Origin of the sequence: Actinomycetospora straminea (assembly GCF_028737255.1) — a bacterium.
Lineage (GTDB): Bacteria > Actinomycetota > Actinomycetes > Mycobacteriales > Pseudonocardiaceae > Actinomycetospora > Actinomycetospora straminea.
Genome location: NZ_JAQZAN010000038.1, coordinates 1 through 26,419, shown reverse-complemented (window position 1 = coordinate 26,419; position 26,419 = coordinate 1). Strand labels below are relative to the sequence as shown.

Here is a 26,419-nt window from a genome sequence, read left to right as displayed (position 1 = left end):
TCTCGACCTCGATCTCGACCTCGATCTCGACCTCGATCTCGACCTCGATCTCGACCTCGATCTCGACGTGGCGTGTTCGCGGCACCCCGGGGCAGCGGTTCGGCGTGTGCCGCGCGGCGGGGTCCGCCGGGGTGACCGTACGGTGCGCGCCGTGCGCGTCCTCGTCACCGGCGGTGCCGGCTTCATCGGATCCCACGTCGCCGACCTGCTGGCCGAGAAGGGCCACGAGCCAGTGCTGCTCGACGACCTGCTGCCCGCGGCCCACGGCGAGCCCGAGGCGCCGGAGTGGGTGCGGCGCCACGAGATGGTGCGCGGCGACGTCGGCGACCCGGCGGTGCTCGACGGCCTGCTCGCGCGCGTCGACACCGTCTGCCACCAGGCGGCGATGGTCGGGCACGGCGTCGACCCGACCGACGCCCCGGAGTACGTGCGGCACAACGACCTCGCCACCGCCGCCCTGCTCGCCGCGATGTACCGCAGCGGGCACCGGCAGCTGGTGCTGGCGAGCTCGATGGTCGTCTACGGCGAGGGCCGGTACTCCTGCCCGGAGCACGGCGTCGTGCCCGCGCCGCCGCGGCGCCCCGCCGACGTCGAGGCCGGGCGCTTCGACCCGGCGTGCCCGCGGTGCGGCCGGCAGCTGGCCGGCGAGCTGATCCCGGAGGACGCGCCGCTCGAGCCCCGCAGCACGTACGCGGCGACCAAGCTCGCGCAGGAGAACCTGGCCCTGGCCTGGGCCCGCGCCACCGGCGGGCGGGTGTGGGCGCTGCGCTACCACAACGTCTACGGCCCGCGGATGCCGCAGAACACGCCCTACGCGGGCGTCGCGTCGATCTTCCGCTCGTCGCTGGAGCGGGGCGAGGGTCCGCGGGTCATGGAGGACGGCGCGCAGCGGCGCGACTTCGTGCACGTCACCGACGTGGCCGCGGCCAACCTCGCGGCGCTCGAGTCCGACGCCGGCGAGGGGAACTGCGTGCCGGTGAACGTGTGCTCGGGGGAGGTCCGCACGATCGGGGACCTGGCGGGGACCCTGGCGACGGCGATGGGGGGCCCGGCGCCCGAGGTCGTCGGCGGCGCGCGTCCCGGCGACGTCCGGCACATCACCGCCGACCCGGCCCGCGCCGCCGAGGTGCTCGGGTTCCGGGCGTCGGTGGGGTTCGACGAGGGCGTGCGCGCCTTCGCGACCGACCCGCTGCGAGCGCCGGTCGGGGCGCCGATGGGGAGGCCCTGACCCCTACCAGACCGTCGCGAGCAGCGTGTTCACCGCGAGGGCGAGCACGGCCTGCGCCGCGAGCCACGGTCGCACGGCGGTGCGGGGGAGCAGCGTCACCGCCGGCACGAGCCACACGGCGAACGGCAGCCAGATGCGCTCCACCTCGGCCTTGCTCAGGCCCGAGAGGTCGGCGGCGAGGACGGCGGCGAGCCCCGCGGCCACGAGCAGCACCGCGGCGGTGTGGGGACGGCCCCACCAGTCCGGGGCGGGGCGGCGCCGCCCGACCCACCCGCACCCCCACCAGCCGACGCGGCGCACGCCGGCGACGACGGCGGGCCCGATCGCGAACGCCAGGGACGCGAGGTTCGCCCACACCCAGTAGGCGTACGGGCGGCGCAGCCCGAACTCGCCGGGCTGGTAGTAGCGCACCTGGACCTGGAGGTAGCCGTCGAACCACCAGAACCCGCCCCACGCGAACAGCGCCACCACGACGGCGACGCCGAGCGTGCCCCACACCAGCGGCGCGACCCGCCGGGTGAGCACGGCGACCGCGACCGGCACGAGCCCGGCCGCCGCCAGCCCGTAGGACAGGAACAGCGACAGGCCCAGCACCAGCCCGCCGAGCAGGGCGAGCGCCGCGCCGGCGGGGGAGCGCCGCACCGCGCCGAGGGCCAGGAACGCCACGCCCCAGGCGAACACGGCGGCGAACATCCCGTCGGCCGAGACGCCCACCCACACCGCGCCGGGGAAGAGGATCCCGAAGGGCAGGTAGCGCCGCGCGACATCCCGGTCGGCGACGGCGGCGAGGGTGAGCGCGACCGGGACGACGGCCGACGCCCCGATCGTCAGCGTGATCCCGCCCGCCCAGTCCGGCCCGCCGAGCCCGAGGCGGGAGAGCAGCTCGTAGAACAGCGTGGCGGCGGGCGGGTGACCGCTGGCGTGGGTGACCAGGGCGCCCGGCTGGAACGACGGGATGCGGTCGGCGAAGGTCGTGAGGAACTCGCCGACGGTGCCGCGGATCGGGATCTCGACGAGGTACTCGCTCGGCGTGGCGAGGCGCTCGGCGACACCGATCGCCCAGCCGTCGATGAGGGCGAGCGCCATCGTCCACGCCCAGGCCGCGGCGAACGACACCGCCAGCAGCGGACCCCACCGCCAGCGCTGCGCCACGGTCGGGCCGGCGACGACCACCAGCGCGCCCACGAGCAGCGCCGGGACCGTGCCCGGCCCGACGCGGGGCAGCCAGGCGGCGAGCAGCGGCGGCCAGCCGACGAGCACGTCGACGCCGCGGTCGATCAGCGCCCAGCCGACGAGCGCCGCCGTCGTGACCAGGGCGGCGACGAGCGCGACGGCGACGAGGTCGCCCCGGAGGCGTGGTGGGCGGGTGCGCAGGGCGGGCACCGCGCGGACGGTACGGGCTGCTCTGTTCGGCCGCCGTGGGGGGCCGGTCGTGCACGGCCTATCGTCCTGCGCCGTGAGCGATCGCGTGGACGTCGTGCTGCCGTGCCTCGACGAGGCCGACGCCCTGCCCGGCGTGCTGCGGGCGCTGCCCGACGGCTTCGACGCCCTCGTGGTCGACAACGGCTCGACCGACGGCACCCCCGCGGTGGCGGCCGCGCTGGGCGCGCGCGTCGTGCACGAGACGCGGCGGGGCTACGGCGCCGCGGTCCACGCCGGGCTCGAGGCGGCGCGGACCGACGTCGTCGCGGTGATCGACGCCGACGGCTCGCTGGACCCGGGCGCGCTGCCGGCGATGGTGCGCCTGCTGGACGACACCGCCACCGACCTCGTCGTCGGGCGCCGGGTGCCCACCGAGCGCGGGGTCTGGCCCTGGCACGCCCGCGCCGCGAACCTCCTGCTGTCGGGCGTCATGCGCGCCCGCGCCGTGCCCGTGCGCGACATCGCGCCCGTGCGGGTGGGCCGGCGCCGCGCCCTGCTCGACCTCGGCGTCACCGACCGCGCCTTCGGCTACCCCCTCGAGCTGCTGCTGCGGGCGGGGTCGGCGGGCTGGCGGATCCGCGAGGTCGACGTCGACTACCGGCCGCGCGGCGGCGGGCGCTCGAAGGTGTCCGGGTCGGTCCGCGGGACCTATCGCGCGGTCCGCGACATGTCGAGGGCGCTCCTCCGCGGCGGGCGCACCCGATCGGTGCGGTGACCTTCGGCCACACGCCGAACCGATCACCGCTCCGGTACGGACACCGCTCGTGCGATCAGTGACCGACCGCGTCCGGCGCGTAGTGATCATCCTCGCGAAGGCCCCCGTGCCCGGCGGCGTGAAGACCCGTCTCGTCCCCCCGGCCACCCCGGACGGCGCCGCCGAGGTCGCCGCCGCCGCCCTGCTCGACACCCTCGACGCCGCCCGCGCCGTGCCCGACGCCGCGGTCCTGGTCGCCCTGGCGGGGGACGCCCGCGACGGGGTGCGCGCCGCGGAGCTGACCGCGGCGCTGGCGGGCACGACGGTGGTGCCGCAGGGCGAGGGCACGCTGGGCGAGCGGATCGCCGCGGCCCACGAGGAGGCCGCACGCCGGTTCCCCGACGCGGTGAGCCTGCAGATCGGCATGGACACCCCGCAGGTGGACGCCGCCCTGCTCGCCGCGGCGTTCGAGGTCGTCGACGAGGTCGACACGGTCGACGGGGTCGATGCGGTCGACGCTGCCGGGGAGCCCGTGCTCGGCGCCCTCGGCCCGGCCGTCGACGGCGGGTGGTGGGCGCTCGCCCTGCGCCACCCGCGCACCGCCGCCGTCGTCACCCCGGTGCCGACCTCGCGGGACGACACCGGCGAGCGCACCCTCGCCGCGCTGCGCGCCGGGCTGCCCGGCGAGGTCCGCGAGCTGCCGACCCTCGCCGACGTCGACACCGCGGCGGACGCGGCCGTCGTCGCCGAGCTGGTCCCCGACGGGCGGTTCGCCCGCGCCGTCGGCGAGCTCCTCGGGGTCGGACCCGTCGAACCTGTCGGACCCGTCGGCGAGCGGCAGGCCCGGTGACCGGGACCTCCTGGGCCCCGACGGGTGCGGTCACCCCGTCCACCGGCGGGGCGTTCGACGCGGCCCTCACCGGCCGCGCCCACCGGCTCGTCCGCGCCGACGGCGTGGTCGTGGCGCTCGACCCCGACCGCTGGCACGGCGAGGCCGACCCCGAGGACCACTGGCTCGTCGACCGCTGCGCCGGGCCGACCCTCGACCTCGGCTGCGGGCCGGGCCGCCTGCTCGTGGCGCTCGCCACCCGCGGCGTGCCCGCGCTGGGGGTCGACGTCTCCCCGGAGGCGATCCGCTACTGCGAGGCGCGCGGTGCCACGGTCCTGCACCGCGACGCGCTCGACGGCCTGCCCGGGCCCGGGCGCTGGGCGCACGTGCTGCTCGCCGACGGGAACATCGGCATCGGCGGCGACCCGGTCGGGCTCCTCCAGCGCTGCCGCACCCTGCTCCGCCCGCTCGGCACCGTCCTCGTCGAGCTCGAGCCGACGGCCGGCTCGTGGTGGCAGGGGGTCGCGCACCTCGACACCGACACCGACACCGACACCGACACCCACACCGACGACCTCGCGCCGTTCGACGGTGACGTGCCCCCGCCGACCCGGTGCGGCCCGTGGTTCCCGTGGGCGGTGCTGGGCGCGTCGGCGATCGACGCCGTCGCCGCCCGGGCCGGCCTGGAGGTCACCGCCCGCCGTGACGGCACCCGCTGCTTCGCCGAGCTCTCCGTCGCCGGGACGCGCCCGGCGACCCGCCAGGAGGCCTGAGATGTCGTCCCGCTCCCGCTCCCGCTCCCGCGTCCTCGTCGTCGCCGTGACCCTGCTGCTCGCGCTCCTCGCGGGGTGCTCCGGCGGCGGCGCCCCCGAGGCGGCCGCCCCGCCACCGCCCCCGGTCCCGCGGCGCCTGCCCGAGCCGCTGCCCGGTCCGGCCGAGCCCGCCGTCGCCCCGCCGGCCGCGGCGACCCCGGTCGGGCGCGTGGTGCCGGTCAGGGCCGCCCCCGAGGGTGTCGTGGCCGACGGGCCGTCGCGGACCGCCGCGGTCGGGGTGCGGGCGCCCGACGAGCTGGCCCTGGTGAACCTGGACAGCGGGGCGGTCACCGGCCGGGTGCCGCTGCCCGGCGTCGTCCGCCACCTCCAGCTCGCCGGACCCGGCGGGCCGGTCCTCGTCCCCGACGAGAGCGCGAACGCCTTCCTGCGCGTCGCCCTGCCCGGTGGGCGGATCGAGTCGCGCGTGACGACCGGCGCCAGCCCCCACGACGCGACCCAGGCCTCCCCGGACACGGTGTTCGTCGCCGACGAGGCCGGGGGCTCGCTGACGGTCGTGCGCGGCGACCAGGTGGTGCGCACCTTCACCGACGTCACCCAGCCCGGCGGGCTCGCCGCGGCGGCCGGCCGGGTGGGGGCCATCGACGTCCGCGAGAACACGCTGTCGATCTACGACCCGGCCACCCTCACCCCGCTCGCCGAGCTGCCCGCCGGCGCCGGCCCCACGCACCTCGTCGCGGACCGCAACGGCCGCCTCCTCGTCGCCGACACCCGCGGGGACCGGCTGCTGGTGTTCGACCCGGCCGGCACCCCGCGCCGGCTCGCCGACCTGCCCCTGCCCGGCTCCCCGTACGGCCTGGGCTACGACGCGACCCGCGACCGGCTCTGGGTCACGCTGACCGCCACCAACGAGGTCGTCGGGTTCGACACGAGCGGCCCGCAGCCCCGCGAGGTGGCGCGGATCCCGACCGTCCGCCAGCCCAACACCGTCGCCGCCGACCCGAGCACGGGCCGGATCGTGGTCACGGGCACGGCCGAGGGGGTCCTCCAGCTGATCGACCCGTGACTTCGGCTCAGGGGATGCGGGCGATCGCGGCGTAGCCGCCGGTGGGCCGCACCCCCGGGCTGGGCGCGGGCCAGTCGACGATGTCGACGAGGTGGCCCGGCGGCGCGACCAGCTCGAGCCCGCCGAGGCACTCGCGGATCTCCGCGCGGGAGCGCAGGACGACCTCCGTCGCGCTGCCGCGGTAGCCGTCCGATGGCGCGGGTGCTGGCGGCGAGGTCCGGGTCGTCGTGGTCGGCGCTGCCGTGGCTCATGACGTGGACGCTGCCGGGGGCCAGGGCGGCGCGGTAGCGGGCGAGGATCGCGGGCAGCGCGGGGTCGGGCACGAAGTGCAGGACGGCGACGGTGAGCAGTGCCGTCGGGAGGTCCGGGTCGAGGAGGTCCCGCACGCCCGGGGCGCCGAGCACGCCGTCGGGGTCGCGCATGTCGGCGCGGGTGATGCCGACGGTCGGCAGCCCGTCGACCACCTCGTGCGCGTGCGCCACCGCCACCGGCTCGAAGTCCACGTAGGCCACGCGCGCGTCGGGGCGGTGGGCCAGCGCGATCTCGTGGACGTTGCCGACGGTCGGCACCCCGGAGCCGAGGTCGAGGAACTGGGTGATCCCCGCGGCCAGGCACCACTCGACGGCGCGGCGCAGGAAATCGCGGTTGGCCCGGCAGACGTAGGCCATGTCCGGGTTCTGGGCGAGGATCTTCGCGGCCTGCTCGCGGTCGACTCGGGGTGCGGGCGCCCGACGAGCTGGCCCTGGTGAACCTGGACAGCGGGGCGGTCACCGGCCGGGTGCCGCTGCCCGGCGTCGTCCGCCACCTCCAGCTCGCCGGACCCGGCGGGCCGGTCCTCGTCCCCGACGAGAGCGCGAACGCCTTCCTGCGCGTCGCCCTGCCCGGTGGGCGGATCGAGTCGCGCGTGACGACCGGCGCCAGCCCCCACGACGCGACCCAGGCCTCCCCGGACACGGTGTTCGTCGCCGACGAGGCCGGGGGCTCGCTGACGGTCGTGCGCGGCGACCAGGTGGTGCGCACCTTCACCGACGTCACCCAGCCCGGCGGGCTCGCCGCGGCGGCCGGCCGGGTGGGGGCCATCGACGTCCGCGAGAACACGCTGTCGATCTACGACCCGGCCACCCTCACCCCGCTCGCCGAGCTGCCCGCCGGCGCCGGCCCCACGCACCTCGTCGCGGACCGCAACGGCCGCCTCCTCGTCGCCGACACCCGCGGGGACCGGCTGCTGGTGTTCGACCCGGCCGGCACCCCGCGCCGGCTCGCCGACCTGCCCCTGCCCGGCTCCCCGTACGGCCTGGGCTACGACGCGACCCGCGACCGGCTCTGGGTCACGCTGACCGCCACCAACGAGGTCGTCGGGTTCGACACGAGCGGCCCGCAGCCCCGCGAGGTGGCGCGGATCCCGACCGTCCGCCAGCCCAACACCGTCGCCGCCGACCCGAGCACGGGCCGGATCGTGGTCACGGGCACGGCCGAGGGGGTCCTCCAGCTGATCGACCCGTGACTTCGGCTCAGGGGATGCGGGCGATCGCGGCGTAGCCGCCGGTGGGCCGCACCCCCGGGCTGGGCGCGGGCCAGTCGACGATGTCGACGAGGTGGCCCGGCGGCGCGACCAGCTCGAGCCCGCCGAGGCACTCGCGGATCTCCGCGCGGGAGCGCAGGACGACCTCCGTCGCGCTGCCGCGGTAGCCGTCCGATGGCGCGGGTGCTGGCGGCGAGGTCCGGGTCGTCGTGGTCGGCGCTGCCGTGGCTCATGACGTGGACGCTGCCGGGGGCCAGGGCGGCGCGGTAGCGGGCGAGGATCGCGGGCAGCGCGGGGTCGGGCACGAAGTGCAGGACGGCGACGGTGAGCAGTGCCGTCGGGAGGTCCGGGTCGAGGAGGTCCCGCACGCCCGGGGCGCCGAGCACGCCGTCGGGGTCGCGCATGTCGGCGCGGGTGATGCCGACGGTCGGCAGCCCGTCGACCACCTCGTGCGCGTGCGCCACCGCCACCGGCTCGAAGTCCACGTAGGCCACGCGCGCGTCGGGGCGGTGGGCCAGCGCGATCTCGTGGACGTTGCCGACGGTCGGCACCCCGGAGCCGAGGTCGAGGAACTGGGTGATCCCCGCGGCCAGGCACCACTCGACGGCGCGGCGCAGGAAATCGCGGTTGGCCCGGCAGACGTAGGCCATGTCCGGGTTCTGGGCGAGGATCTTCGCGGCCTGCTCGCGGTCGACGGCGAAGTTGCAGGCCCCGCCGAGCAGGTAGTCGTCGATCCGGGCGGCGTTGGCGCGGTCGACGTCGATGCCGGCCTCCAGCGCTCGCTCGGGCTCCGGCCAGGCGACGGCCGGGCTCTCCCGACCGTCCCGTTCCCGCGAACCCTCGGTCAAGCCGCCTCCCGGGGTGGATCGCCGCCCGCTCCCGCGTCGATCTTGCCACCATCGGGGCTCGGCGTAGCCCCAGGTCGTCGTCGGCGGAACGCTATGGTCCGTCCAGGTCAGTGTGCGGGGGGACGATGACGCAGACCCAGCTCGTCCGGTTGACGGCGATCGCGCAGCCCGAACCGGAGTACAAGCCCTACCGGAGCTCGGCCTTCACCGTGTTCGCGGTGGCGCTCGCGGTGGGCGCGATCGTCCACGAGTGGAACAGCACGTGGACGCCCTGGGTCGCCGTCCCGGTCACCGTCGCCGCGCTCGCCGTGCTGGTGAAGCCCTCCTCGACGGTCCGGTTCATGGTGCTCACGGCGGCGCTGGTCGCCGAGTGCGTCCGGCAGATGCCGGATCCGGTGAACCACCAGATCCTGCTCGGGCTCCTCGGCGTCACCCTCGGGCTGTGGTGGCTCGGGCTGCTCGCCACCCGCCCGCGGGTCGCCCTCGACCCGGGCCTGCTCTACGACCGCATCGCGCCCTTCCTGCGCCTCGCGTTCATCCTCATGTGGGTCCTCGCGGCCCTGGCCAAGGTCAACGCCGGGTTCCTGGACACGGCGTCGACGTGCGCGGTGTGGATCGTCGAGTCGATCCCGCTGGTCACGGTGCCGGCCATGGTGGTGCCGGCCGTCATCGCGGGGACGCTCGCGATGGAGCTGTCCCTGCCGATCCTCCTGGCGTTCCACCGCACCCGCCCCTACGCGGTGATGGTGGCGCTGCCGTTCCACGCGCTGTCCGCCCTCGCCGGGCACTCGTGGTTCTCCGGGCTCGCGTGGGCCTTCTACGCGCTGTTCCTGCCGCCGGTGGTGCTGGCGCGCGGCCTCGCCGTCGGCCGCACCGTCCTGCCGGCGTGGCTGCGCCGCGGCCTCGACGGGGCGCTGGCCCGCCCCTGGACGACGGTGGTCGTCGGTGGGCTGGCCTACGTCGTCGGCCACGACGTGGTCGTCCCCGCCCTCGGGCCGTGGGACGGCGGCGCCCGGCACTGGGGTGCGGTCGTGGTGTGCCTGACCTGGATGGGGTTCACCTCGGTGGTCCTGTGGTGGCTGCGGCACCTGTGGTTCCCCGGTGTCCGGCGACCGCGCGCGACCCTGCGCGTAGGTCACCCGGTCCTCGTCCTCGGGCTCGTGGCCCTCGTGCTCAACGGGGCCAGCCCGTACCTGGGCCTCAAGACCGAGGCCGCCTTCACGATGTTCTCCAACATCCGGACCGAGCCGGGCCACTGGAACCCGCTGCTCGTCCCCGAGTCGGTGCGCGTCGTCGGCTGGCTGGAGGGCGGTGACGTCCGCTTCACCGGGACCGACGACCCGGTCCTGGCGGCGGAGATCGCCGACGACGAGTCCGGGAGCATCGTGCTGATGGGCGCGCGCCGGCTCGTGAGCGAGCACCCGGAGGCGACGGTGAGCTACACGCTCGACGGCGTGCCGCGGGTCGCCGCGCCGGTGGCGGCCGACCCGGTCCTGGGGCGCCCGCTGTCGCTCCTCGAGGAGTGGTTCGGCGCGACGCGGCCCTACACCGAGGGCGGCACCTGCCAGCACTGACGGGCGTGCGGGCCGCGGACGTCGTCCGCCGGGCCGAGGGACGGTGACGGCGCCGCCAGGTCCTTCTCGCCGAAGAACACGGCGATGTGGTTGGTGTTGTACGGCGGGATCGGCCGGTAGCCGGCGTCGGCGAAGAGCCGCCGGCTGTGCCGCTGCTCGGCGCCGGCGTCGAGGCGCACCCGCGCGTAGCCCAGCTCGCGCGCGGCGTCCTCGAGCGCGGCGAGCAGCGCCCGGCCCACACCCTGCGAGCGGGCCTCGGGCACGACGTACATCCGCTTGATCTCGGCGACGTCGGTGCCCTCGGGACCGAGCGGGCGCACCCCGCCGATCGCGACCGCCCGCCCGCCGGCGTACCCGACGAGGAAGCGGCCCCGGGGCGGCGCCATCTCCTCGGGGGTCGTCACCGACCCCGGGCGCGCGGCGCGCCCGGGGTACTGGGCGTCGAGCAGGGCGTTGAGCGCGGCGAGGAGCTCCCGCCCGGGCGACGCGTCGGAGCGACCCGGCCGGAACTCCACGTCGAGATCCTAGGACACCCCGAGCCGCTCGGCGGCCCTCCGCGTGCCCTCCACGCGGTTGGTGATCTTCTGGAACGCCACCTCGCGGGCGAAGTCGGGCGAGCCGTGGTTGGGCTTCTCGTCGATCGAGAACGGCGAGAAGCCGCAGTCGTCGGTCGACCCGAGCTGCTCCCGGGGGATGAAGTCGGCGGCGCGGACGAGCCGGTCGGCGACCTCCTCGGCGCTCTCCACCCGCGGGTTGCCCGGGTTGATCACGCCGAGGTAGGCCATCTGCACCACGCCGTCCGCGTCGGTGCGCAGGTTCTTCCCGATCGACTCGTACACCGGGTCCTTCTCGCGCTCGCTGGCGAGCTGGATGAGGAAGTAGCCGGCGTTGATCCTGAACATCTCGGGCAGCAGGTTGTTGTACGGGACGTCCGCGGAGTGCACCGAGTCGCGGTCGCCGCCCGGGCAGGTGTGGACGCCGATCCTCGTGCGCTCCTCGGCCGAGAAGCGCGCCATGACGCCGTTGATGAGCTCGATGAAGTGGGGGAGCAGTCCCGCGCCGGTCCACGGGTTGCGCGGGTCCTCGCGCGTCGCGAGGCGGCCCTCGGTGAAGTCCACCGACACCCGCGCGGCGCCGGCGTCGAACGACTGCCGGATGTCCTTCTCGCACTCGTCGATCAGCGTCGCCTCGAAGTCCTCGCGGCTGTAGCCGTCCACCGGGTCCCTGAGCGGGTAGAGCAGCGCGAGCATCGACGGCGAGATCACCGCCTGCTTCATCGGCGTGCTGGTCCGGCCGATGGACTTGCGCAGCGAGTCCGCCGCGTAGTTGACGTACTCGAAGGGTCCCTTGACGAGCTTGGGCAGCTGGCGGCCGTGGCCGTCGGCGAAGATCGCGAAGAACTGCCCGCCCGGGGCCAGCGAGGGTGCGAGGCCCGTGCCGGCGAGGGTGTCGGTGATCGGGTAGGTGGCGAACGACGACCAGCGCTGCTCGCCGTCGGAGATGATCGGCGCGCCGGTGGCCTCGTAGCGGTCGATCGTGTCCTGGACCGCGGCGTCCTGCTCCTGCTCGAGCGCGGCCTTGTCGATCTTCCCCTCGTCGTAGGCGGCGTAGGCGTCCTGCAGCTTCTGGGGCCGCGGCATCGAGCCCACCGGCTCGGTGGGGATTCCGGTGGCGGTGCGGGGGTCGTACTCGGTCATGGGGCGGCTCCGTCTCGTCGGTGCGGCGGGGAGCGCGCACCCGACGCTATGGAGTGACCTGGGTCACGTCAACGGCGCGCGGGTGGGGGAGGATGTCCCCGTGGCGCACTCGACGTCCGGAGAAGGCGTGCTCGAACGCGTCGTGCGCATCCTCGAGGCGTTCACGCCGACGGACCGGTCGCTGACCGTCGGGGAGGTGTCGCGGCGGGCGGGGCTGCCGTCGACCACCGGGTCGCGGATGGTCGCGGACATGGTCGAGCACGGCCTGCTCGCCCGCGACGAGCACCGCCGCGTAAGGGTGGGAACGCGGCTCTGGGAGCTGGCCTCGCGGGCGTCGCCGACCGTCTCGCTGCGCGAGCTGGCGATGCCGGTGCTCGAGGAGCTGCACCGCACCGTCGGCCACCACGCCCAGCTCGGGGTGCTCGACGGCGAGCAGGTGCTGTTCGTCGAGCGCCTCTCGGCCGACCAGGCGGTCGTCAACTACACGCGCATCGCCGCACGCCTGCCGCTGCACGCGTCGTCGTCGGGCCTCGTGCTGCTCGCCCACGCGCCCGCCGACCTGCAGGAACGGGTGCTCGCGGGCCCGCTGGCGCGGTTCACCCCCGCCACCCCCACCGACCCCGGCGAGCTGCGGCGCCGGCTCGCCGACGTCCGGCGCGACGGCTTCGTCGTCTGCCCCGGCTACCTGCACCCCGAGGCCACGGGCATCGCGGTCCCGGTGCGCGACGAGCACCGGCGGGTGGCGGCCGCGGTGTCGGTCATCGTCCCCAACGACGACCGCGCCCGCGACCACGTCCCCGGGCTCGCCGCGGCAGCCCGGCGGATCGAGCAGCGACTGGCTGCCCATTGAACGGGATCGCCGTTCCCGAGCAGGCCGGTCGCTCCGCATCCTCCCGCCCATGGACGGGACGGACCGGCTGGTGGTGCGGGAGAAGACGCGGGCGGCGGAGGGCGTCGTCGCCCTGACCCTCGCGCGGCCGGACGGCGGGCGCCTGCCCGACTGGGCGCCGGGCGCGCACGTCGACCTCACCCTCGCCTCGGGCGCCACCCGCCAGTACTCGCTGTGCGGCGACCGCTGGGACGCGCACACCTACCGCGTGGCCGTGCTGCGCGAGGTCGACGGGCGCGGCGGCTCGGCCTACGTGCACGACGAGCTCGCGGTCGGCGACACCGTCGGCTTCGGCGGCCCGCGCAACCACTTCGCGATGGTGCCCTCGGCGCGCTACCTCTTCGTCGCCGGCGGCATCGGGATCACGCCGCTGCTGCCGATGGTCGGCCAGGCCGAGCTCGTGGGCGCGGACTGGGCGCTGCTCTACGGGGGTCGCTCGCGGGACAGCATGGCCTTCCGCGACGAGCTCGCCCGCTTCGGCGACCGGGTCCGCCTGCACCCCCAGGACGAGGCGGGGCTGCTGCCGCTGGCGTCGTTCGTCGCCGACGCGGACGAGGGCACGGTCGTGTACTGCTGCGGGCCGGGCCCGCTGCTGGCGGCGATCGAGGACGCCACCGCCCACCGCCCGCCCCACCTGCTGCGCACCGAGCGGTTCACCGCCGCCGAGCTCGGCGCCCCGGTGCGCGGCGAGCCGTTCGTCGTCGAGCTCGCCCGCACCGGCGTGACGGTCACCGTCGGCCCGGAGCTCTCGGTCCTCGAGGCCGCGCGCCGAGTGGGGGCGACCGCGCTCTCGTCCTGCGAGCAGGGCACGTGCGGCACCTGCGAGACCGCGGTGCTCGCCGGCGTCCCCGACCACCGCGACTCGATCCTCGCCGACCACGAGCGCGCCGCGGGCGACTGCCTGTTCCCGTGCGTCTCGCGCTCGTGCACCGACCGCCTCGTGCTCGACCTGTAGAGGAGCCCCGGCATGACCACCACCGCCCCCACCGCACGGCCGGCGATCCCGGTCGTCGACGTCGACCCCTTCTCCCACGAGGTGCTCGAGGATCCGCTGCCGATGCAGGCCGCGCTGCGCGACGCCGGCCCGGTCGTGTTCCTGCCGCGCTACGACCTCTACGCCGTCGCCCGCTACGCCGAGGTCCGGGCGGCGCTCGTCGACTGGCAGCGGTTCCCGTCGAGCGCCGGGGTCGGGATGTCGAACTTCCGCCACGAGACGCCCTGGCGCCCGCCGAGCCTGCTGCTCGAGGCCGACCCGCCGCACCACGACGCCCCGCGGGCCGTGCTGTCGGCGATCCTGGGGCCGCGCGCCCTGCGCCGGCTGACCGACCGCTGGTTCGCCGACGCCGAGGACCTCGTCGCCGGCCTGCTCGACGGCGCCGGGCCCGTCGTCGAGCTCGACGGGATGGCCGCGCTCGCCGCGGCGTTCCCGCTGCGCGTCTTCCCCGACGCCGTCGGCCTGCCGCGCGAGGGCCGGGAGAACCTGCTGCCCTACGGCGACCACGCCTTCAACGCCTTCGGCCCGTCCAACGACCTGGTGGCGAAGGGCGCGCCGCGGGTCGCCGAGCTCTCGGCGTGGGTGGGCGCGCAGTGCGCGCGGGAGGTGCTCGCCGACGACGGGTTCGGCGCGGCGATCTGGGCGGCGTCCGACCGGGGCGAGATCACCCCGGCGCAGGCCCCGCTGATCGTGCGCTCGCTGCTGACCGCGGGCGTCGACACCACCGTCCACGGGCTCGGCGCGGTCCTGCACGGCCTCGCGACCCACCCCGACGCCTGGGCGACCCTGCGCGCCCGTCCGGAGCGGGCGCGGGTGGCGTTCGACGAGGCGGTGCGCTGGCAGTCGCCGGTGCAGACGTTCTTCCGCACCGCCGAGGTGGACACCCCGATCGGCGGCACCGTGGTGCCCGCCGACCGCAAGATCCTGATGTTCCTCGGCGCGGCCAACCGCGACCCGCGGCACTGGGCCGACCCCGACCGCTTCGACCTCGACCGCGACCCCTCGGGCCACGTCGGCTACGGCATGGGGATCCACCAGTGCGTCGGCCAGCACGTCGCCCGCCTCGAGGGCGCCGCGCTGCTCACGGCCCTGACCCGGCGGGTGGAGCGGATCGAGCCCGCCGCCGCCCCCGCCCGGCACCACAACAACACGATGCGCGCCTTCGCGTCGCTGCCGCTGCGGCTGCACCTCGCGGGCTGAGCCCGCGGTCAGTCGGCCGGCCGTCCCAGCAGCGGGCGCACGAGGGCGCGGATGGCGGGGGAGGGCGGGAGGCCGAGCTCGGTGCGCAGGAGCGTCCGGAATCCCTCGTACTGGCCCAGGGCCTCGGCGCTGTTGCCCTCGGCGAGGTGCACCTCGATGACGCGACGGTGGGCGCTCTCGCGCAGCGGCTCCTGGGACACGGCCTCGAGCCCGGCGCTCAGCGCCTCGCCGTAACGGCCCTGCGCGCAGGCCCGGGCGCAGCGGGCCTCGAGCGCGTGCAGGCGCAGCTGGCGGTGCCGCTCGCGCTCGACGAGCACCCACTCCTCGCACCACCCGGGCAGCAGCTCCCCGCGCGCGAGGGGCGTCCCGGTCTGCGCCGCGTCGGTCTGGGCGGCGGGGTCGGTGCCCGTGTCGTCGAGGGCGTAGAGGTCGACCGACGCGCCGCGGTGGAGCGCCACGTTCGTCGCGTCGGCCTCGACGAGCGCGGCCCGCTGCGGGGCCGGGACCTTCCAGAGCGCCGAGCGCAGCCGGGTCAGGGCCTGCCGGTCGGTGACGTCGGGCCACAGCGTGCCGGCGAGCTGGCCGCGGCGTACCGGGCGCCGGGCGAGGGCCAGGAACGCGAGCACCCGCTCGGCGGTGGGCGTGAGCCGGACGTCCTCGTCGCCGATGCGGCAGGCGAACCGGCCCACGAGGTAGAGGTGTGCCGCCACGGGGGGCCAGGGCACGTCGATCGTCATCGCCGCCGTTCCCGCCGGTGTCCCCGCAGGTCGCGGGCCCGGCTGTCGCACGAGAGCTGGAGGGGCGGCGCGACTGACGGGCTCAACGCGCGACCCCCACGGTAGGGACGGCCGTCCGGCGGCGCGACTCGGACGAACGGCGGCGTCGGATTGGGCGGGGGTGCCCGCCGGGGGCGCTCCGGACACGCGCCCGGCGACGCGGTGGGGACGGGGCGGTGACGCCCCTGGTGACGCTCGCGGCGACGGGCCCGACGACGCCGCGACGGACGGCCGGGGGACGGGCGGGCCCGAGGGTGGTCGCACTCCCGCTCGTCCCGGGCGCCGGCCGTCGTGCCGCCGTCGAGGGGCCGGCCGGGACCCATCGACCCCCACGAGAGGACCGACGTGTTCTTCCACGTCCAGCGTCTGCAGAACGAGATCGTCCCGGACGAGCCGGACCCGGCGGCCGCGAACGCCCTGCAGGAGGGGCTGGGCGGCCAGTTCGGCGAGATGCGCACGATGATGCAGTACCTGTTCCAGAGCTTCAATTTCCGCGGGGCGACCGGCAAGCCGTTCCGCGACCTGCTCTACGGCGTGGGTACCGAGGAGATCGGCCACGTCGAGCTCATCGCGACCACCATCGCGCGCCTCGTCGACGGCTCGCCCCGCTACCAGGGCAACCCGAGCGACCTCGACGAGCCGGGGGCGGGCGGCGCGACGCCGCTGTCGGTCGCCCTGTCCGGCGGCAACATCCACCACTGGCTGGTCGGCGCGCAGGGCGCGCTGCCGGTGGACGCGCAGGGTGACCCGTGGACCGGCAAGTACGTCTACGACAGCGGCAACCTCCCGCTGAACCTGCTCTACAACCTCATGCTCGAGTCGACCGGCCGCCTGCAGAAGTGCCGGCTCTACGAGATGACCGACAACAAGACGGCGCGCTCGACCATCGCCTACCTCATCGTGCGCGACCAGGCGCACGAGAACGCGTACGCGAAGGCGCTCGAGAAGCTCGGTGTCGAGTGGAACAAGCTCCTGCCGATCCCGAAGACGAGCGCGGAGAAGTTCCCGGAGGTCGCGACGCTGCTCGAGAAGGGGCTGCAGAGCAAGCAGTACACGTTCAACATCGACCAGAAGAACGAGGCGGCGAAGGTCTTCAACGGCCCGTCGCCCTCCAACGACGGCACCGAGCTCTCGATGGAGCAGGGCCCGCAGGGCGTCGAGATGGAGATCGCCGTCGAGCGGCCCGAGGAGTTCGGCCCCGGGCTGGACGCGGACCTCATGGAGCTCGTCCAGGCCACCGCGGAGATGGAGATGTCGGCCCCGACCGGCGAGTGGGGCGCGGTCAACGGCTGACCGCACTCGTCGTGGAGGTCGTCGCCGGGCGGCCCGGGCCCCGTGCCCGGGCTGCCCGGCGGGCCTCCCGCGCCGTCCCCCCGTGCGTCCTCCGTCCCATCTCCACGGCCCGCCGGAGAGTCGATGACCGTCGCCCCACCCGCCGAGACGCCCGCCCCCGTCGCGGGCGCGCGGCGTGCCCCCGGCCGCCTGCGCCGCCTGCTCCCGCTGCTCGGGCCGGCCGTCGTCGCGGCCACCGCCTACGTCGACCCCGGCAACTTCGCCACCAACACCGTCGCCGGCGCCTCCCACGGGATGCTGCTGCTCTGGGTGATCGTGGCGGCGAACCTCATGGCCGTCCTGGTCCAGTTCCTCACCGCGAAGCTGGGGCTCGCGACCGGCCGCAACCTCCCCGAGCTCTGCCGCGACCACTACCCGCGCCCGGTGAGCCGGCTGCTGTGGGTGCAGGCCGAGGCGGTCGCGATCGCCACCGACCTCGCCGAGGTCGTGGGCGGGGCGCTGGCCCTGAACCTCCTGTTCGGCGTGCCGCTGCTGCCCGGCGGGCTCGCGGTGGGCCTCGTGGCCTGCGCGCTGCTCGCGGTCCAGCAGCGGCACCGTCGGCGCTTCGAGCTGCTCGTCGTCGCCTTCTTCGTCGGCATCCTCGTCTGCCTGCTGACGACGCTCGGGCAGACCTCGCCCGACCCCGCGGCCGTCGCCGGCGGGCTGCTCCCGGGCCTCGACGGCACCGACAGCCTGGTGCTCGCCACCGGCATCCTCGGCGCCACCGTCATGCCGCACGTCATCTACCTGCACTCCGACCTCACCCGCGACCTGCGCCGGCGCGCCGGCGGGACGCGCGCCGCGCTGCGCGGCCAACGGTTCGACCTCGCGCTCGGGATGGGGACGGCCGGCGTGCTCAACGCCGTCATGCTCGTCGTCGCCGCGACGGTGTTCTTCCGCCCCGACGTCGCGGCCCCCGACGACCTCGAGGGTGTGCACGCCGGGCTCGGCACCCTGGCCGGCCCGCTCGCCGCCGGGGCGTTCGCGGTCGCCCTGCTGCTCTCCGGGCTCGTCTCGTCGGGCGTCGGGACCTACGCGGGCCAGGTCGTCATGGCCGGGTTCCTGCGCCGCCGGATCCCGCTGTGGGTGCGCCGTGGCGTGACGCTCGGGCCGACCCTGCTGCTGCTGGGCCTGGGCGCCGACCCGACCCTCGTTCTCGTCGTCTCGCAGGTCGTCCTGTCGTTCGGCATCCCGTTCGCGCTGGTCCCGGTGCTCGACCTCGGGCGGCGGCGCGGGCTCATGGGCGAGCTCACGACCCGGCCCGCCGTCACCGCCGTCGCCGGGGTGCTGGCGGCGGTCGTCATCGGCATCAACGTCCACCTCGTCGTGTCGGTGCTCGCGTGACCGCCGGCCCGGGGGGCGCGGTCCTCCTGCTCACCGCGTGGCTCGACGAGGGCGCGCTGCGGGTGCGGCTCACCGCGGCCGACGACCTCGCCGGGCCCTCCCGCCCGGTCGGCGTCGTGGCCGGGGTCGACGACGCCTGCGACACCGTGCGGCGCTGGCTGCAGGAGGTGGCGGCGCGGGGCGGCGAGCACGCCTGAGGCCCGGTGACGAGACGCACACGGCCGGACGCGCCGGTCCGCGTCGCTGACCGGCGACCCGCGGGCACCCGACGGGTGACCGGCCCGCGGGCCGGTGCCCCCGCGCCCCCTCACCCCGAGGAGCACCCCGCCGTGTCCGATCGTCACGTCCGCCCCGCCGACGACGGCTGGTCGGTCGTCAAGCCCGACGCCGCCCGCGCCAGCGCCACCACCGCCACCCAGGCCGAGGCCGTCTCCCGCGCCGTCGAGATCGTCGCCAACGACGGCGGCGGCTCCGTCGTCGTCCACGGCGTCGACGGCGAGGTCCGGCAGACGCGCGAGGTCGCGTCGCACGCCGACGACACCGACAGCATCGCCGCCGAGCTCGCCGCCGCCAGCGCGGTCACGGGCGCCACCGAGACCGCCCGCGACGCCGCCGACGAGGTCGGCGGTGCCGCCGGGGAGATCGCCGACGACGCGTCGACGACCGCGAAGAAGGTCGCGGGCCACACCCGCACCGGCGCCGAGCACGCGGGCGCCACGGCCGACGCGGCCGCCGAGGGCATCGCCGACGAGGCCTCGCGCGCCCTCGAGGGCGCCAAGTCCGGCCGTGCCGCGGCCCGGGACGCGGCCACCATCGCGCAGACCGCCGGCGACCAGATCGCCGACCAGGCCGACCGCACCGGCCGCCAGGTCGCCGGCGAGGCCCGCGCCTCGGCCCGCCGCGCCGGGCAGGTCCTCGACCGCGAGGCCGACCGGGCCGGCGAGCAGCTCGCCGCCTCCACCGACCGTGCCGCGCGCGTCGGCGCCCGCGCCGAGGGCGAGCTGCACACGGCCGCCGACCGCGCCGAGTCCCAGATCCACCAGTTCACCGAGGCCGCCGCGCAGCCGCTGGACCGGCTCGCCGCGGCCCTCAACCCGGTGCGCCTCACCGGCCGTGTCGTCGAGGCCGTCGCCAGCCGCGGCCTGCGGCTCGCCGGCCGCGCCACCGGCCAGGGCACCGCGGCCGCCCGCCGCGGGACCCGGGAGCTCACGGGCCGCTGAGCCCCGCGCCGCTCGACGGCCCGGCCGGCGGTCCGACCGCCGGCCGGGCCCCTGCGGCGGGGTGACCCCCGACGCAGCATCACCGCACCGGCATGATGGGTACGCACCCGTCATGGCCGGTACGCCGGAGGAGACGACGATGCACACCGACGAGATGCGCGAGACCGAGGGGACGACCGAGGACATGGCCCAGGACACGACCCAGGACCTGCCCGAGGGGATGACCACGGTGCCCGAGCTCGTGGGCCTGCCCGCCGCCGAGGCGCACGACCGTGCCCTCGACGCCGGCGTGATGGCCGTGGGCCGCAACGCGGTGCACACCGGCGCCGGCCGGGGCCACGTGGAGGACCAGGAGCCCGCCGCCGGCGAGCAGCGCGAGCGCGGGGCCGAGGTCGGCATCTGGATCCAGGGCGGGGCCGCCCGCACGCCCACCGGGCCGGACCCCGACGACGAGGACGGCTCCGGCGGTGGCGGCGGGGGCGTGCGCCCCGAGCCGAGCCCGGTCGGACCCGCCGGCGGCGGCCTCAACGGCTGACACGCCACCGGTGGCCGGGGTGCACGCCGAGGAGGTCCTCGCGGCACTGCCGGCCGCCGACGTGCCGGGCGCCGTCGTCGGCGTCCGGCACCACGGGACGACGAGCCTCGCGGCGACCGGCGTCACCGAGCCCGGCGGCGACGTGCCGCTGCGCGCCGACGCGGTCGTGCGGCTGAGCTCGAACACCAAACCGTTGGTGGCGGCGCTGACCCTGCTCCTGGTCGCGGATGGGCTCCTCGCCCTCGACGAGCCCGTCGACCGCCTGCTCCCCGAGCTGGCCGGGCGCCGGGTGCTGTCGCGCCTGTCCGCCGAGCCCGACACCGCCGGCACCGTCCCCGCCCTCCGGCCGATCACGGTCGAGGACCTGCTGACGATGCGGATGGGCTTCGGGTTCGTCCCCGAGGGCCCGTGCCCGACCGTCGACCGCGCCGCGGAGCTCGGGCTCGGGTTCGGCCCGCCCGACCCGCGGGGCCTGCCGGCACCCGACGCGTGGCTCGCGCGGTGCGCGTCGCTGCCCCTGCTCGACCAGCCGGGGACGGCGTGGCGCTACGAGCTGTCGTTCGCGGTGCTCGGGGTCCTGCTGGCGCGGGCCGCGGGCCGGCCGCTGGGCGACGTGCTCCGTGACCGGCTGCTCGCCCCGCTCGGCATGACCGACACCGGCTTCGTCGCCGGCCCCGAGCGGCTCGTGCCCGCGTTCGTCCGGGACGAGGACGGCGGGCTCGCGCTGTTCGACGGCGTCGCCGAGAGCCGCTGGCTCGCGCCGCCGACCTTCCCCGACGGCCGGGGCGGCCTGGTCGGGACCGCGGCGGACCTGCTGCGCTTCGCCGGGATGCTGCTCGACGACGGCGGCGCCCTGCTCGACCCCGCCGCCGTCGCGCTGATGACCACCGACCACCTCACGCCCGCGCAGCGCGCCGCCCCCGGTGCCGCGCCGTTCCTCGACGGGGGCGGCTGGGGGTTCGGGGTCGGGGTGGTCGCCTCGCCGGTCGGGACCCGCTACGGGTGGGCCGGCGGCCTGGGGACGCTCTGGTACTCGTGGCCCGGGCACGACCTCGCGGCGGTGCTCGTGACCCAGGTCCTACCGCCGACCGCCTCGGTGTTCGGGGCGTTCACCCGGGCGATCGAGGACGCGCTCGCCCGCTGATCCCTCGGCGGCTGGTCACTCGGCTACTGGTCAGGAGAACGCCGGGACCGGGTTGCGCCAGGGCACCGGGTCGGGGCGGGCGGGCCGCCAGCCCCAGGGCCCGGAGCCGCGCCGCGTGGCGCGCGCCGGCGTCCCGTCCCCGCCGTCCCGCGGCACGGGGGAGGGGCGCCGGGGCGCCGGGATGAGGCTCGGGAGCAGCGGCTCGGGCTCGGGCGTCGGGGCCGGCTCGGCGACGGGCTCGGGCGTCGACGCAGCGACGGGCTCGGGCGTTGGCTCGGCCAGCGGCTCGGCGACCGGCTCGGCGACCAGCTCGGGTTCCGGCCGCCGCGGGACCACGGGCTTCGGCGCGAGGGTCCGCGGGCGCTCGAGAGCGGGCTCCGACAGGGGCTCCGGCAGGGGCACCGGCACCGGGGTGCTGGCCGGCACCGTCGCCGGCTCCATGAGCCGTTTCGGCTGGGCGAAGCGCCCGGGCGGGACGACCGGCTCCGCGACCGGCCCCGGCGCCACGACCCGGCGCCGGGGCGCCGCCGGCACGGGGTCGGGCAGCGGAGCGTAGGTGGTCCCGGCGGCCGGGCGGCCCGGGACGCTGCGGCGGGCGGGCACGTCGACGACCGCGGGGCCCGCGGACGCGGCCGGGGAGGCCGCGGGGACGTGGACCGTCCGCCGGACCTCCCGCCGCCCGCCGGGCACGACCCCGCGTCCCGACCGGGTGCGCAGCCGGCGCCGGGTCTCGGCCGCCGAGGGCGCGACCATCCCGTCCCACGTCGCGGTCCCGAGGAACACCAGGCCGTTGAGCAGCCCCAGCGTCAGGAGCCCGAGCCCCAGCAGGCTGGCGGGATCGAGGAGGTCCGCGGGATCGGGGCGCTCGAGCTGCCCGCCGTAGGGCAGCGGTCCGGGGCCGACGGCCTCGGCGGGGTCGACGGCCGACAGCGCCGAGCGACGGCCCGCGGGGTCGGCGACCGCGGTCTCGAGGACGACGAGGGCGACGCCGGCGCACAGGCCGGTGACGAGCACCATCATCAGCACCCGCAGCGGGCGGCGCCGGACCCGCGCGGCGCGCACCCGGCGCTCGCTGCGAGCCCCCCGGCGGGCCCCGGTGTGGGCGCCGTCGCGCTGGCGGTCCCGGCGGGCGGCGCTCCGGGGGCGGGCAGCGTCGAGCCACGCCTCGGCCCGTGCGTCGGTCGGCGCGGCGTGCGACATCGGTCCCCCCGGTCGGCGATTCGTGATCGAGGTCTACCCCGTCGCCGCGTCCGGGGGATCCCCCGAGCGTCGGTCATTCCCCGATGGTGTCGCCGATCGACGGCGTGTCGCGCTGGACGTCCCCGGCGCGCCGTGACCGGTTCAGTCGGGTGGTGGGACGCCCAGCAGCTCGCGGCACGGCCCGAGGCCCGCGACCCCGAGCGTCCACTCCGGCCGCCGCCACGCCTCCGGCGTGAGGCGGCTGCGGAGCAGGAGCGCCGGCCGTCCACGCCGGACGTGGCGCTCGACGCCGTCCGGGGTGTAGCCGAGCCGGTCGGAGACCCGCCGCGAGGCCACGTTGTCGGCGAACGCGCTGGTCCGCGCGAAATGGGCCCCGAGGCGCTCGAACGCGAGCCCGATGACGGCCTGGCGCATCTCCGTGCCGAGGCCCCGGCCCTGGGCGGCGCGGGTCAGCCAGGAGCCGGTGGTGACCTCGCGGAGGATCCCGAACTCGGTCGCCGCGAGCGTCTGCATCCCGAGCACCCGCCCGCCCTCGCGCACGAGGAAGTTCACCGACCACCGGGCCGGCCCGACCTCTGCGCGGCACCGCCACGCGTACTGCATGACCCCGCGCGCGAAGCCCGGGGTGCCGGCGCCGTCGGTCCACGGTTCGAGGAACGGCATCTCCTCGGCGGGGTGGACGCCGTCGAGGGCCCGGTCGGCGAGCGCCGCGAGACCGACGTCGTCGTCGGGGCGCAGCACCAGCCGCGGGGTCCGCAGGACGAGCCCGGCCAACGGCCAGTGCCGGACGGGGTCGGCGGGATCGGGGGCCATCGCCGTCCATCCTGGCCCCGGTCGGGTCGCGTCGGTGGTGTGCCGCGGGTGCGTCTGGCATCAAGGACACCCGTGGGTGATCACGCGGCGGACGGGACATGGCCCGGCGAGGTCGTCGTGGAGGCCCTCGGCCTCGCGGTCGGGCCCGACGAGGAGGACGTGCCGGCGCGCGAGGTCGTCGGCCTCGCCCTGCGCCGCAATCCGCGGCGGGCGCACCTGCCGGTGTCCCGCGTGCTGGGCAAGCACGTCCCCGTCGCCCCGGCCCGCGTCCGGGCGGCGGGCGCGGCGCTCGCGGACCGGGTCGCCGAGCGACTGTCCCCGGTCGCCGCCGCGCCGGTGGTGATCGGGTTCGCCGAGAACGCGACGGCGCTCGCCCACCTCGTCGCGGACGCGCTGGACGCCGAGCACGTCGTCCACACCACGCGGCGGGTCGTGGCGGGGGCCGCCGTGCTCGCCGCGTTCGACGAGGAGCACAGCCACGCCCCGCGCCACGTCCTCGCTCCCGACGACCCGGGCGGCTGGACGCCGGACCGCCCGCTCGTGCTCGTCGACGACGAGCTCTCGACCGGTCGCACCGTCGCCGCGGCCCTGCGCCGCCTGCACCGGCGGCTGCCCCGCCGTCGCTACGTGGTGGCGACGCTGGCCGACCTGCGGGGCCCGGCGAGGACGCGATCGTGCGCGCCGCCGCCGACCTGGACGTCCGGGTCGACGTGGTGGCCCTCGCCCGGGCGGCGCTCACGGGTCCCGACGACGTGCTCGAGCGCGCGGCCGCACTGCTCGCCGCCCGGCCGGACACCACCGCGCGCCCCGGCGCCACGGGCACGCCGACGGCCTCGGTGTCCCTGCCCCTCCACGGGGCCGCCGAGGGCGCGCGGCACGGGCTCGACCGGGCGGGACGGGCCGCGCTCGACGCCGCGGTGCCGGGTGCCGCGTCGGTGGTGGCGGAGGCCCTCGGGCCGGACGCCGGGCGGGTGCTCGTCCTCGGGTGCGAGGAGCTGCACTACCTGCCGGTCCGGCTCGCCGAGGCCCTGGAGGCCCGGGGGTGGGCCGTCGAGGTCGCCGCGACGACCCGGTCGCCGCTGGTCGCGCGCGACGGCGCCGGCTACGCGGTGCGCGAGGCCCGGGCGTTCGCGGCGCACGACCAGGCGCTGGCCCACGCCCCGGAGCGCTACGTCTACGGCGTCGGCGCCGGCCGGTACGACGCCGTCGTCGTCGTGGTGGACGCCGCGGCGCGCACCCCCGCCCTCCGGGCCCCCGACGGCCTGTTCGCCCACCTCGGGGCGGTCGTGCCGCGGGTCGTCGAGGCGGTGGTGCCGTGCCGGCCGCCGCGTCCCGCGCAGCGACGCCCCGTCGTGGCGGCCCGGCGCGGACCCGCGTTCGGCACGTTCGCGCCCGGCGAGGTGGGCTGGCTGCTCAGCGACCTGTCGGGCCACGCGCTCGAGATGCCGACCGACGTCAGGGAGGCCGCCCTCGCCGCCGGCGCGCACTACGCGGACGCGCTCCCGCCGGAGCCGGCGCCGAGCGCCGCGTACGCGCGGGTGGTGGCGCGGGCCGTCGAGCGGGCGGCGCCGGGCGTGGCGGCCGCGGTCGGCGTCCTCGCCGAGCGGGTGCTCGCGCAGCGGGGGCCGGGCGTCGTGCTGGTGTCGCTGGCGCGGGCGGGCACGCCGGTGGGGGTGCTGGTCCGCCGGTGGGCGGCGTGGGCGCGGGGCGTCGCGCTGCCGCACTACGCGGTGAGCGTCGTCCGTGGCCGGGGCCTGGACCGTGCGGCGCTCGACGCGCTCGTCGCCGCGCACCACCCGTCCTCGCTCGTGCTCCTCGACGGCTGGACCGGCGCGGGCGGCATCGTCGACGAGGTGCGCCGCGACCTGGCCGCGTACGCCCGGGAGACCGGCGTCGTCGTCGACCCGACCGTCGCGGTGCTGGCCGACCCGGCCCACCGGACACCGCTCTGCGGCACCCGCGAGGACCTGCTCGTCCCGCACGCGTGCCTCAACGCCACGGCGTCCGGGCTGGTCTCGCGCACGGTCGACCGTCCCGACCTGGTGGTGCCCGGCGCCCACCACGGCGCGCAGGTCCACCGCGAGCTCGCGGCCGTGGACCGGACGGCCGCCGTCCTCGACGCGGTCACCGCCTGCTTCGGGTCGTCGACCCCGTCCGCTCCCGTCGCCGCCCCCGACGGACGCGGGGCCCGCTACCTCGCCGCCCTCGCCCGCGACCTGAGCCTGCCGGGCGAGCGCCGCCTGCGCGCCGGGGTCGGCGAGACGTCGCGGACGCTGCTGCGTCGTGACCCCGCCGCCGTGCTCGTCGCCCGGGATGCCGGGCCCGAGCTCGATCCCGTCCGCCGGCTCTGCGCCGAGCGCGGCGTGCCGACCCGCCCGCTCCCGGACCACGCCGACGGGATCGCCTCGCCCTACCGCTGCGTGGCCGTGCTCCGGGCGTCCCGGTGAGGGCGCCGGTGCTGGTCGCCACCGACCTCGACCGGACCCTCGTCCACTCCGCGCGCGCCGCCGGCCCGCCGGGCGCGGCGCCGGTCGTCCGGCTGGAACAGCGTCGCGGGGTCGTCACCGCCCAGCTGACCCACCGCGCCGCCGCGCTGCTCGCGGAGCTCGACCGGCGGGCGCTCTGGGTGCCCGCCACCACCCGCACGGTCGCCGAGTACCGGCGCCTCGACCTCGAGGGCCGGCTGGGCGTCGCGCCGCGGTGCGTCGTGTGCGCGAACGGCGGGGTGCTGCTCGTCGACGGCGAGCCCGACGGCGACTGGGCGGCGGTGGTGCGCGACCGTCTCGCGCCGGCGGCGCCGATCGGCGAGGTCGGGACGGTGCTGGCCCGGCACCTCGACCGGCTCGACGGGGCGGGTCCCGTGCGGGACGCCGACGGCTGCTTCCTCGTGGTCCGGGCGGGTCGGTCGGCGGGGTGGTCGGCGGGGTGGCTCGAGGACCTCGCGGGGGAGTGCGCGACGCGTGGCTGGCGGGTCGTCGTCCACGGCGACAAGGTGCACGTCCTGCCCGTCGCGCTGACCAAGGGCGCCGCGGTCGCCGAGGTCCGCGGGAGGACCGGGGCACGGCGCGTCGTCGCGGCCGGCGACTCCCCGCTCGACGCCGACGTGCTCGAGGCCGCGGACGCGGGCATCCAGCCGGTCGACGGGCGCCTCCACGGCGCGGGCCGGCGGTTCGCGCACGTCGCGGTGACGGCCGCGGCGGGCCTGGCGGCGGGGGAGGAGATCGCGGCCTGGCTGGTGGCGCAGGTCGGCGGCGACGGGGGGTGAGCCGTCGGTAGCGTCAGCCAGCGTTGAACTTCAAGTGGTTGATCTTGAAGGTGATGG

General features: G+C 77.2%; 25 protein-coding genes and 2 pseudogenes. 18 read left to right on the top strand and 9 right to left on the bottom strand.

Annotation, left to right across the window (positions count from 1 at the left end):
* On the bottom strand, nt 1-196 hold a 196-nt coding region (locus PH190_RS29995; RefSeq protein WP_274235209.1), incomplete at its 3' end, for a hypothetical protein.
* Here PH190_RS29995 and PH190_RS29990 point away from each other — a divergent pair.
* Entirely contained in the window at nt 152-1,228 is a 1,077-nt protein-coding gene (locus tag PH190_RS29990) for an NAD-dependent epimerase/dehydratase family protein (RefSeq protein WP_274235208.1), read from the top strand. The genes PH190_RS29995 and PH190_RS29990 overlap by 45 nt on opposite strands.
* A 3-nt stretch (nt 1,229-1,231) precedes the next feature.
* On the opposite strand, the gene PH190_RS29985 is transcribed toward PH190_RS29990, so the two are convergent.
* Entirely contained in the window at nt 1,232-2,611 is a 1,380-nt protein-coding gene (locus PH190_RS29985; RefSeq protein ID WP_274235207.1) for a hypothetical protein, read from the bottom strand.
* 85 nt (nt 2,612-2,696) lie between these two features.
* Between PH190_RS29985 and PH190_RS29980 the strand changes: the two genes are divergently transcribed.
* Genes PH190_RS29980 through PH190_RS29965 form a run of 4 tightly spaced genes read left to right on the top strand, consistent with a single transcriptional unit; the run spans nt 2,697 to nt 6,009 of the window.
* Entirely contained in the window at nt 2,697-3,365 is a 669-nt protein-coding gene (locus PH190_RS29980) for a glycosyltransferase family 2 protein (RefSeq protein ID WP_274235210.1), read from the top strand.
* Nucleotides 3,366-3,414: 49 nt separating this feature from the next.
* Nucleotides 3,415-4,194: a TIGR04282 family arsenosugar biosynthesis glycosyltransferase gene (locus tag PH190_RS29975; protein ID WP_274235206.1), complete on the top strand. Its 780-nt coding sequence runs from the start codon at nt 3,415-3,417 to the stop codon at nt 4,192-4,194.
* A complete protein-coding gene (locus PH190_RS29970) occupies nt 4,191-4,946 on the top strand; it encodes a class I SAM-dependent methyltransferase (RefSeq protein WP_274235205.1) in 756 nt (251 codons plus the stop codon). Before PH190_RS29975 ends, PH190_RS29970 begins: the two co-directional genes overlap by 4 nt.
* 1 nt (nt 4,947) lies before the next feature.
* Entirely contained in the window at nt 4,948-6,009 is a 1,062-nt protein-coding gene (locus tag PH190_RS29965) for a Vgb family protein (RefSeq protein ID WP_274235204.1), read from the top strand.
* Nucleotides 6,010-6,233: 224 nt separating this feature from the next.
* On the opposite strand, the pseudogene PH190_RS29960 reads toward PH190_RS29965, so the two are convergent.
* A pseudogene (locus PH190_RS29960) lies at nt 6,234-6,710 on the bottom strand (SAM-dependent methyltransferase); the annotation flags it as partial.
* 598 nt (nt 6,711-7,308) lie between these two features.
* A complete protein-coding gene (locus PH190_RS29955) occupies nt 7,309-8,379 on the bottom strand; it encodes an SAM-dependent methyltransferase (protein ID WP_274235203.1) in 1,071 nt (356 codons plus the stop codon).
* Nucleotides 8,380-8,504: 125 nt separating this feature from the next.
* On the opposite strand from PH190_RS29955, the gene PH190_RS29950 reads away from it, so the two are divergent.
* Entirely contained in the window at nt 8,505-9,953 is a 1,449-nt protein-coding gene (locus PH190_RS29950; RefSeq protein ID WP_274235202.1) for an HTTM domain-containing protein, read from the top strand.
* Here the strand turns inward: PH190_RS29950 and PH190_RS29945 are convergent.
* Both PH190_RS29945 and PH190_RS29940 read right to left on the bottom strand, forming a co-directional pair.
* Nucleotides 9,923-10,468: a GNAT family N-acetyltransferase gene (locus PH190_RS29945; protein ID WP_274235201.1), complete on the bottom strand. Its 546-nt coding sequence runs from the start codon at nt 10,466-10,468 to the stop codon at nt 9,923-9,925. The two genes, PH190_RS29950 and PH190_RS29945, sit on opposite strands and share 31 nt — an antisense overlap.
* 9 nt (nt 10,469-10,477) lie before the next feature.
* Nucleotides 10,478-11,650 carry a uroporphyrinogen decarboxylase/cobalamine-independent methonine synthase family protein gene (locus PH190_RS29940; RefSeq protein ID WP_274235200.1) on the bottom strand — a complete coding sequence of 391 codons (1,173 nt, stop codon included), beginning with the start codon at nt 11,648-11,650 and terminating at the stop codon, nt 10,478-10,480.
* A gap of 100 nt (nt 11,651-11,750) precedes the next feature.
* Here PH190_RS29940 and PH190_RS29935 point away from each other — a divergent pair, with 100 nt between their 5' ends.
* The 3 genes from PH190_RS29935 to PH190_RS29925 are packed head-to-tail and all read left to right on the top strand — an operon-like array spanning nt 11,751 to nt 14,733.
* Nucleotides 11,751-12,500, top strand: coding sequence for an IclR family transcriptional regulator (locus tag PH190_RS29935; protein ID WP_274235199.1), 750 nt, complete (start codon nt 11,751-11,753; stop codon nt 12,498-12,500).
* 49 nt (nt 12,501-12,549) lie between these two features.
* A complete protein-coding gene (locus PH190_RS29930; protein WP_274235198.1) occupies nt 12,550-13,494 on the top strand; it encodes a PDR/VanB family oxidoreductase in 945 nt (314 codons plus the stop codon).
* Between the two features lie 12 nt (nt 13,495-13,506).
* Nucleotides 13,507-14,733, top strand: coding sequence for a cytochrome P450 (locus tag PH190_RS29925; RefSeq protein ID WP_274235197.1), 1,227 nt, complete (start codon nt 13,507-13,509; stop codon nt 14,731-14,733).
* Nucleotides 14,734-14,741: 8 nt separating this feature from the next.
* Here PH190_RS29925 and PH190_RS29920 read toward each other — a convergent pair whose 3' ends face one another.
* Nucleotides 14,742-15,470, bottom strand: coding sequence for an AfsR/SARP family transcriptional regulator (locus PH190_RS29920; RefSeq protein WP_274235196.1), 729 nt, complete (start codon nt 15,468-15,470; stop codon nt 14,742-14,744).
* A gap of 384 nt (nt 15,471-15,854) precedes the next feature.
* Here PH190_RS29920 and PH190_RS29915 point away from each other — a divergent pair, with 384 nt between their 5' ends.
* The 6 genes from PH190_RS29915 (at nt 15,855) to PH190_RS29890 (ending at nt 21,084) form a co-directional block, all read left to right on the top strand.
* The gene (locus PH190_RS29915) at nt 15,855-16,802 is read left to right on the top strand and encodes a manganese catalase family protein (RefSeq protein WP_274235195.1); all 948 of its coding nucleotides are present in this window, start codon (nt 15,855-15,857) and stop codon (nt 16,800-16,802) included.
* A 123-nt stretch (nt 16,803-16,925) separates the two neighbouring features.
* Complete coding sequence (locus PH190_RS29910; RefSeq protein ID WP_274235194.1) at nt 16,926-18,185, top strand: Nramp family divalent metal transporter; 1,260 nt, start codon at nt 16,926-16,928, stop codon at nt 18,183-18,185.
* Entirely contained in the window at nt 18,182-18,382 is a 201-nt protein-coding gene (locus PH190_RS29905) for a hypothetical protein (protein WP_274235193.1), read from the top strand. Before PH190_RS29910 ends, PH190_RS29905 begins: the two co-directional genes overlap by 4 nt.
* Before the next feature lie 132 nt (nt 18,383-18,514).
* On the top strand, nt 18,515-19,405 hold the full coding sequence (locus PH190_RS29900; RefSeq protein WP_274235192.1) for a DUF2188 domain-containing protein: 891 nt from the start codon (nt 18,515-18,517) through the stop codon (nt 19,403-19,405).
* A 112-nt stretch (nt 19,406-19,517) separates the two neighbouring features.
* Nucleotides 19,518-19,940 (top strand): PASTA domain-containing protein, encoded by a 423-nt coding sequence (locus PH190_RS29895; protein ID WP_274235191.1) that lies wholly within the window; start codon nt 19,518-19,520, stop codon nt 19,938-19,940.
* Between the two features lie 10 nt (nt 19,941-19,950).
* Nucleotides 19,951-21,084, top strand: coding sequence for a serine hydrolase domain-containing protein (locus PH190_RS29890; RefSeq protein WP_274235190.1), 1,134 nt, complete (start codon nt 19,951-19,953; stop codon nt 21,082-21,084).
* A 30-nt stretch (nt 21,085-21,114) separates the two neighbouring features.
* Here the strand turns inward: PH190_RS29890 and PH190_RS29885 are convergent, their stop codons facing one another.
* Both PH190_RS29885 and PH190_RS29880 read right to left on the bottom strand, forming a co-directional pair.
* Complete coding sequence (locus PH190_RS29885; RefSeq protein WP_274235189.1) at nt 21,115-22,284, bottom strand: hypothetical protein; 1,170 nt, start codon at nt 22,282-22,284, stop codon at nt 21,115-21,117.
* 141 nt (nt 22,285-22,425) lie between these two features.
* Nucleotides 22,426-23,097, bottom strand: a complete 672-nt coding sequence (locus PH190_RS29880) for a GNAT family N-acetyltransferase (RefSeq protein WP_274235188.1) — start codon at nt 23,095-23,097, stop codon at nt 22,426-22,428.
* Here PH190_RS29880 and PH190_RS30910 point away from each other — a divergent pair.
* The 3 genes and pseudogenes from PH190_RS30910 to PH190_RS29865 all read left to right on the top strand — a co-directional run.
* Nucleotides 23,065-23,706, top strand: a pseudogene (locus PH190_RS30910) (phosphoribosyltransferase domain-containing protein); the annotation flags it as partial. The gene PH190_RS29880 and the pseudogene PH190_RS30910 sit on opposite strands and share 33 nt — an antisense overlap.
* Nucleotides 23,707-23,771: 65 nt before the next feature.
* A complete protein-coding gene (locus PH190_RS29870) occupies nt 23,772-25,544 on the top strand; it encodes a cysteine protease StiP domain-containing protein (RefSeq protein WP_274235186.1) in 1,773 nt (590 codons plus the stop codon).
* Nucleotides 25,541-26,362, top strand: a complete 822-nt coding sequence (locus PH190_RS29865; protein WP_274235185.1) for an HAD family hydrolase — start codon at nt 25,541-25,543, stop codon at nt 26,360-26,362. The genes PH190_RS29870 and PH190_RS29865 overlap by 4 nt, the downstream gene beginning before the upstream one ends.
* The last annotated feature ends 57 nt before the right edge of the window (nt 26,363-26,419 follow it).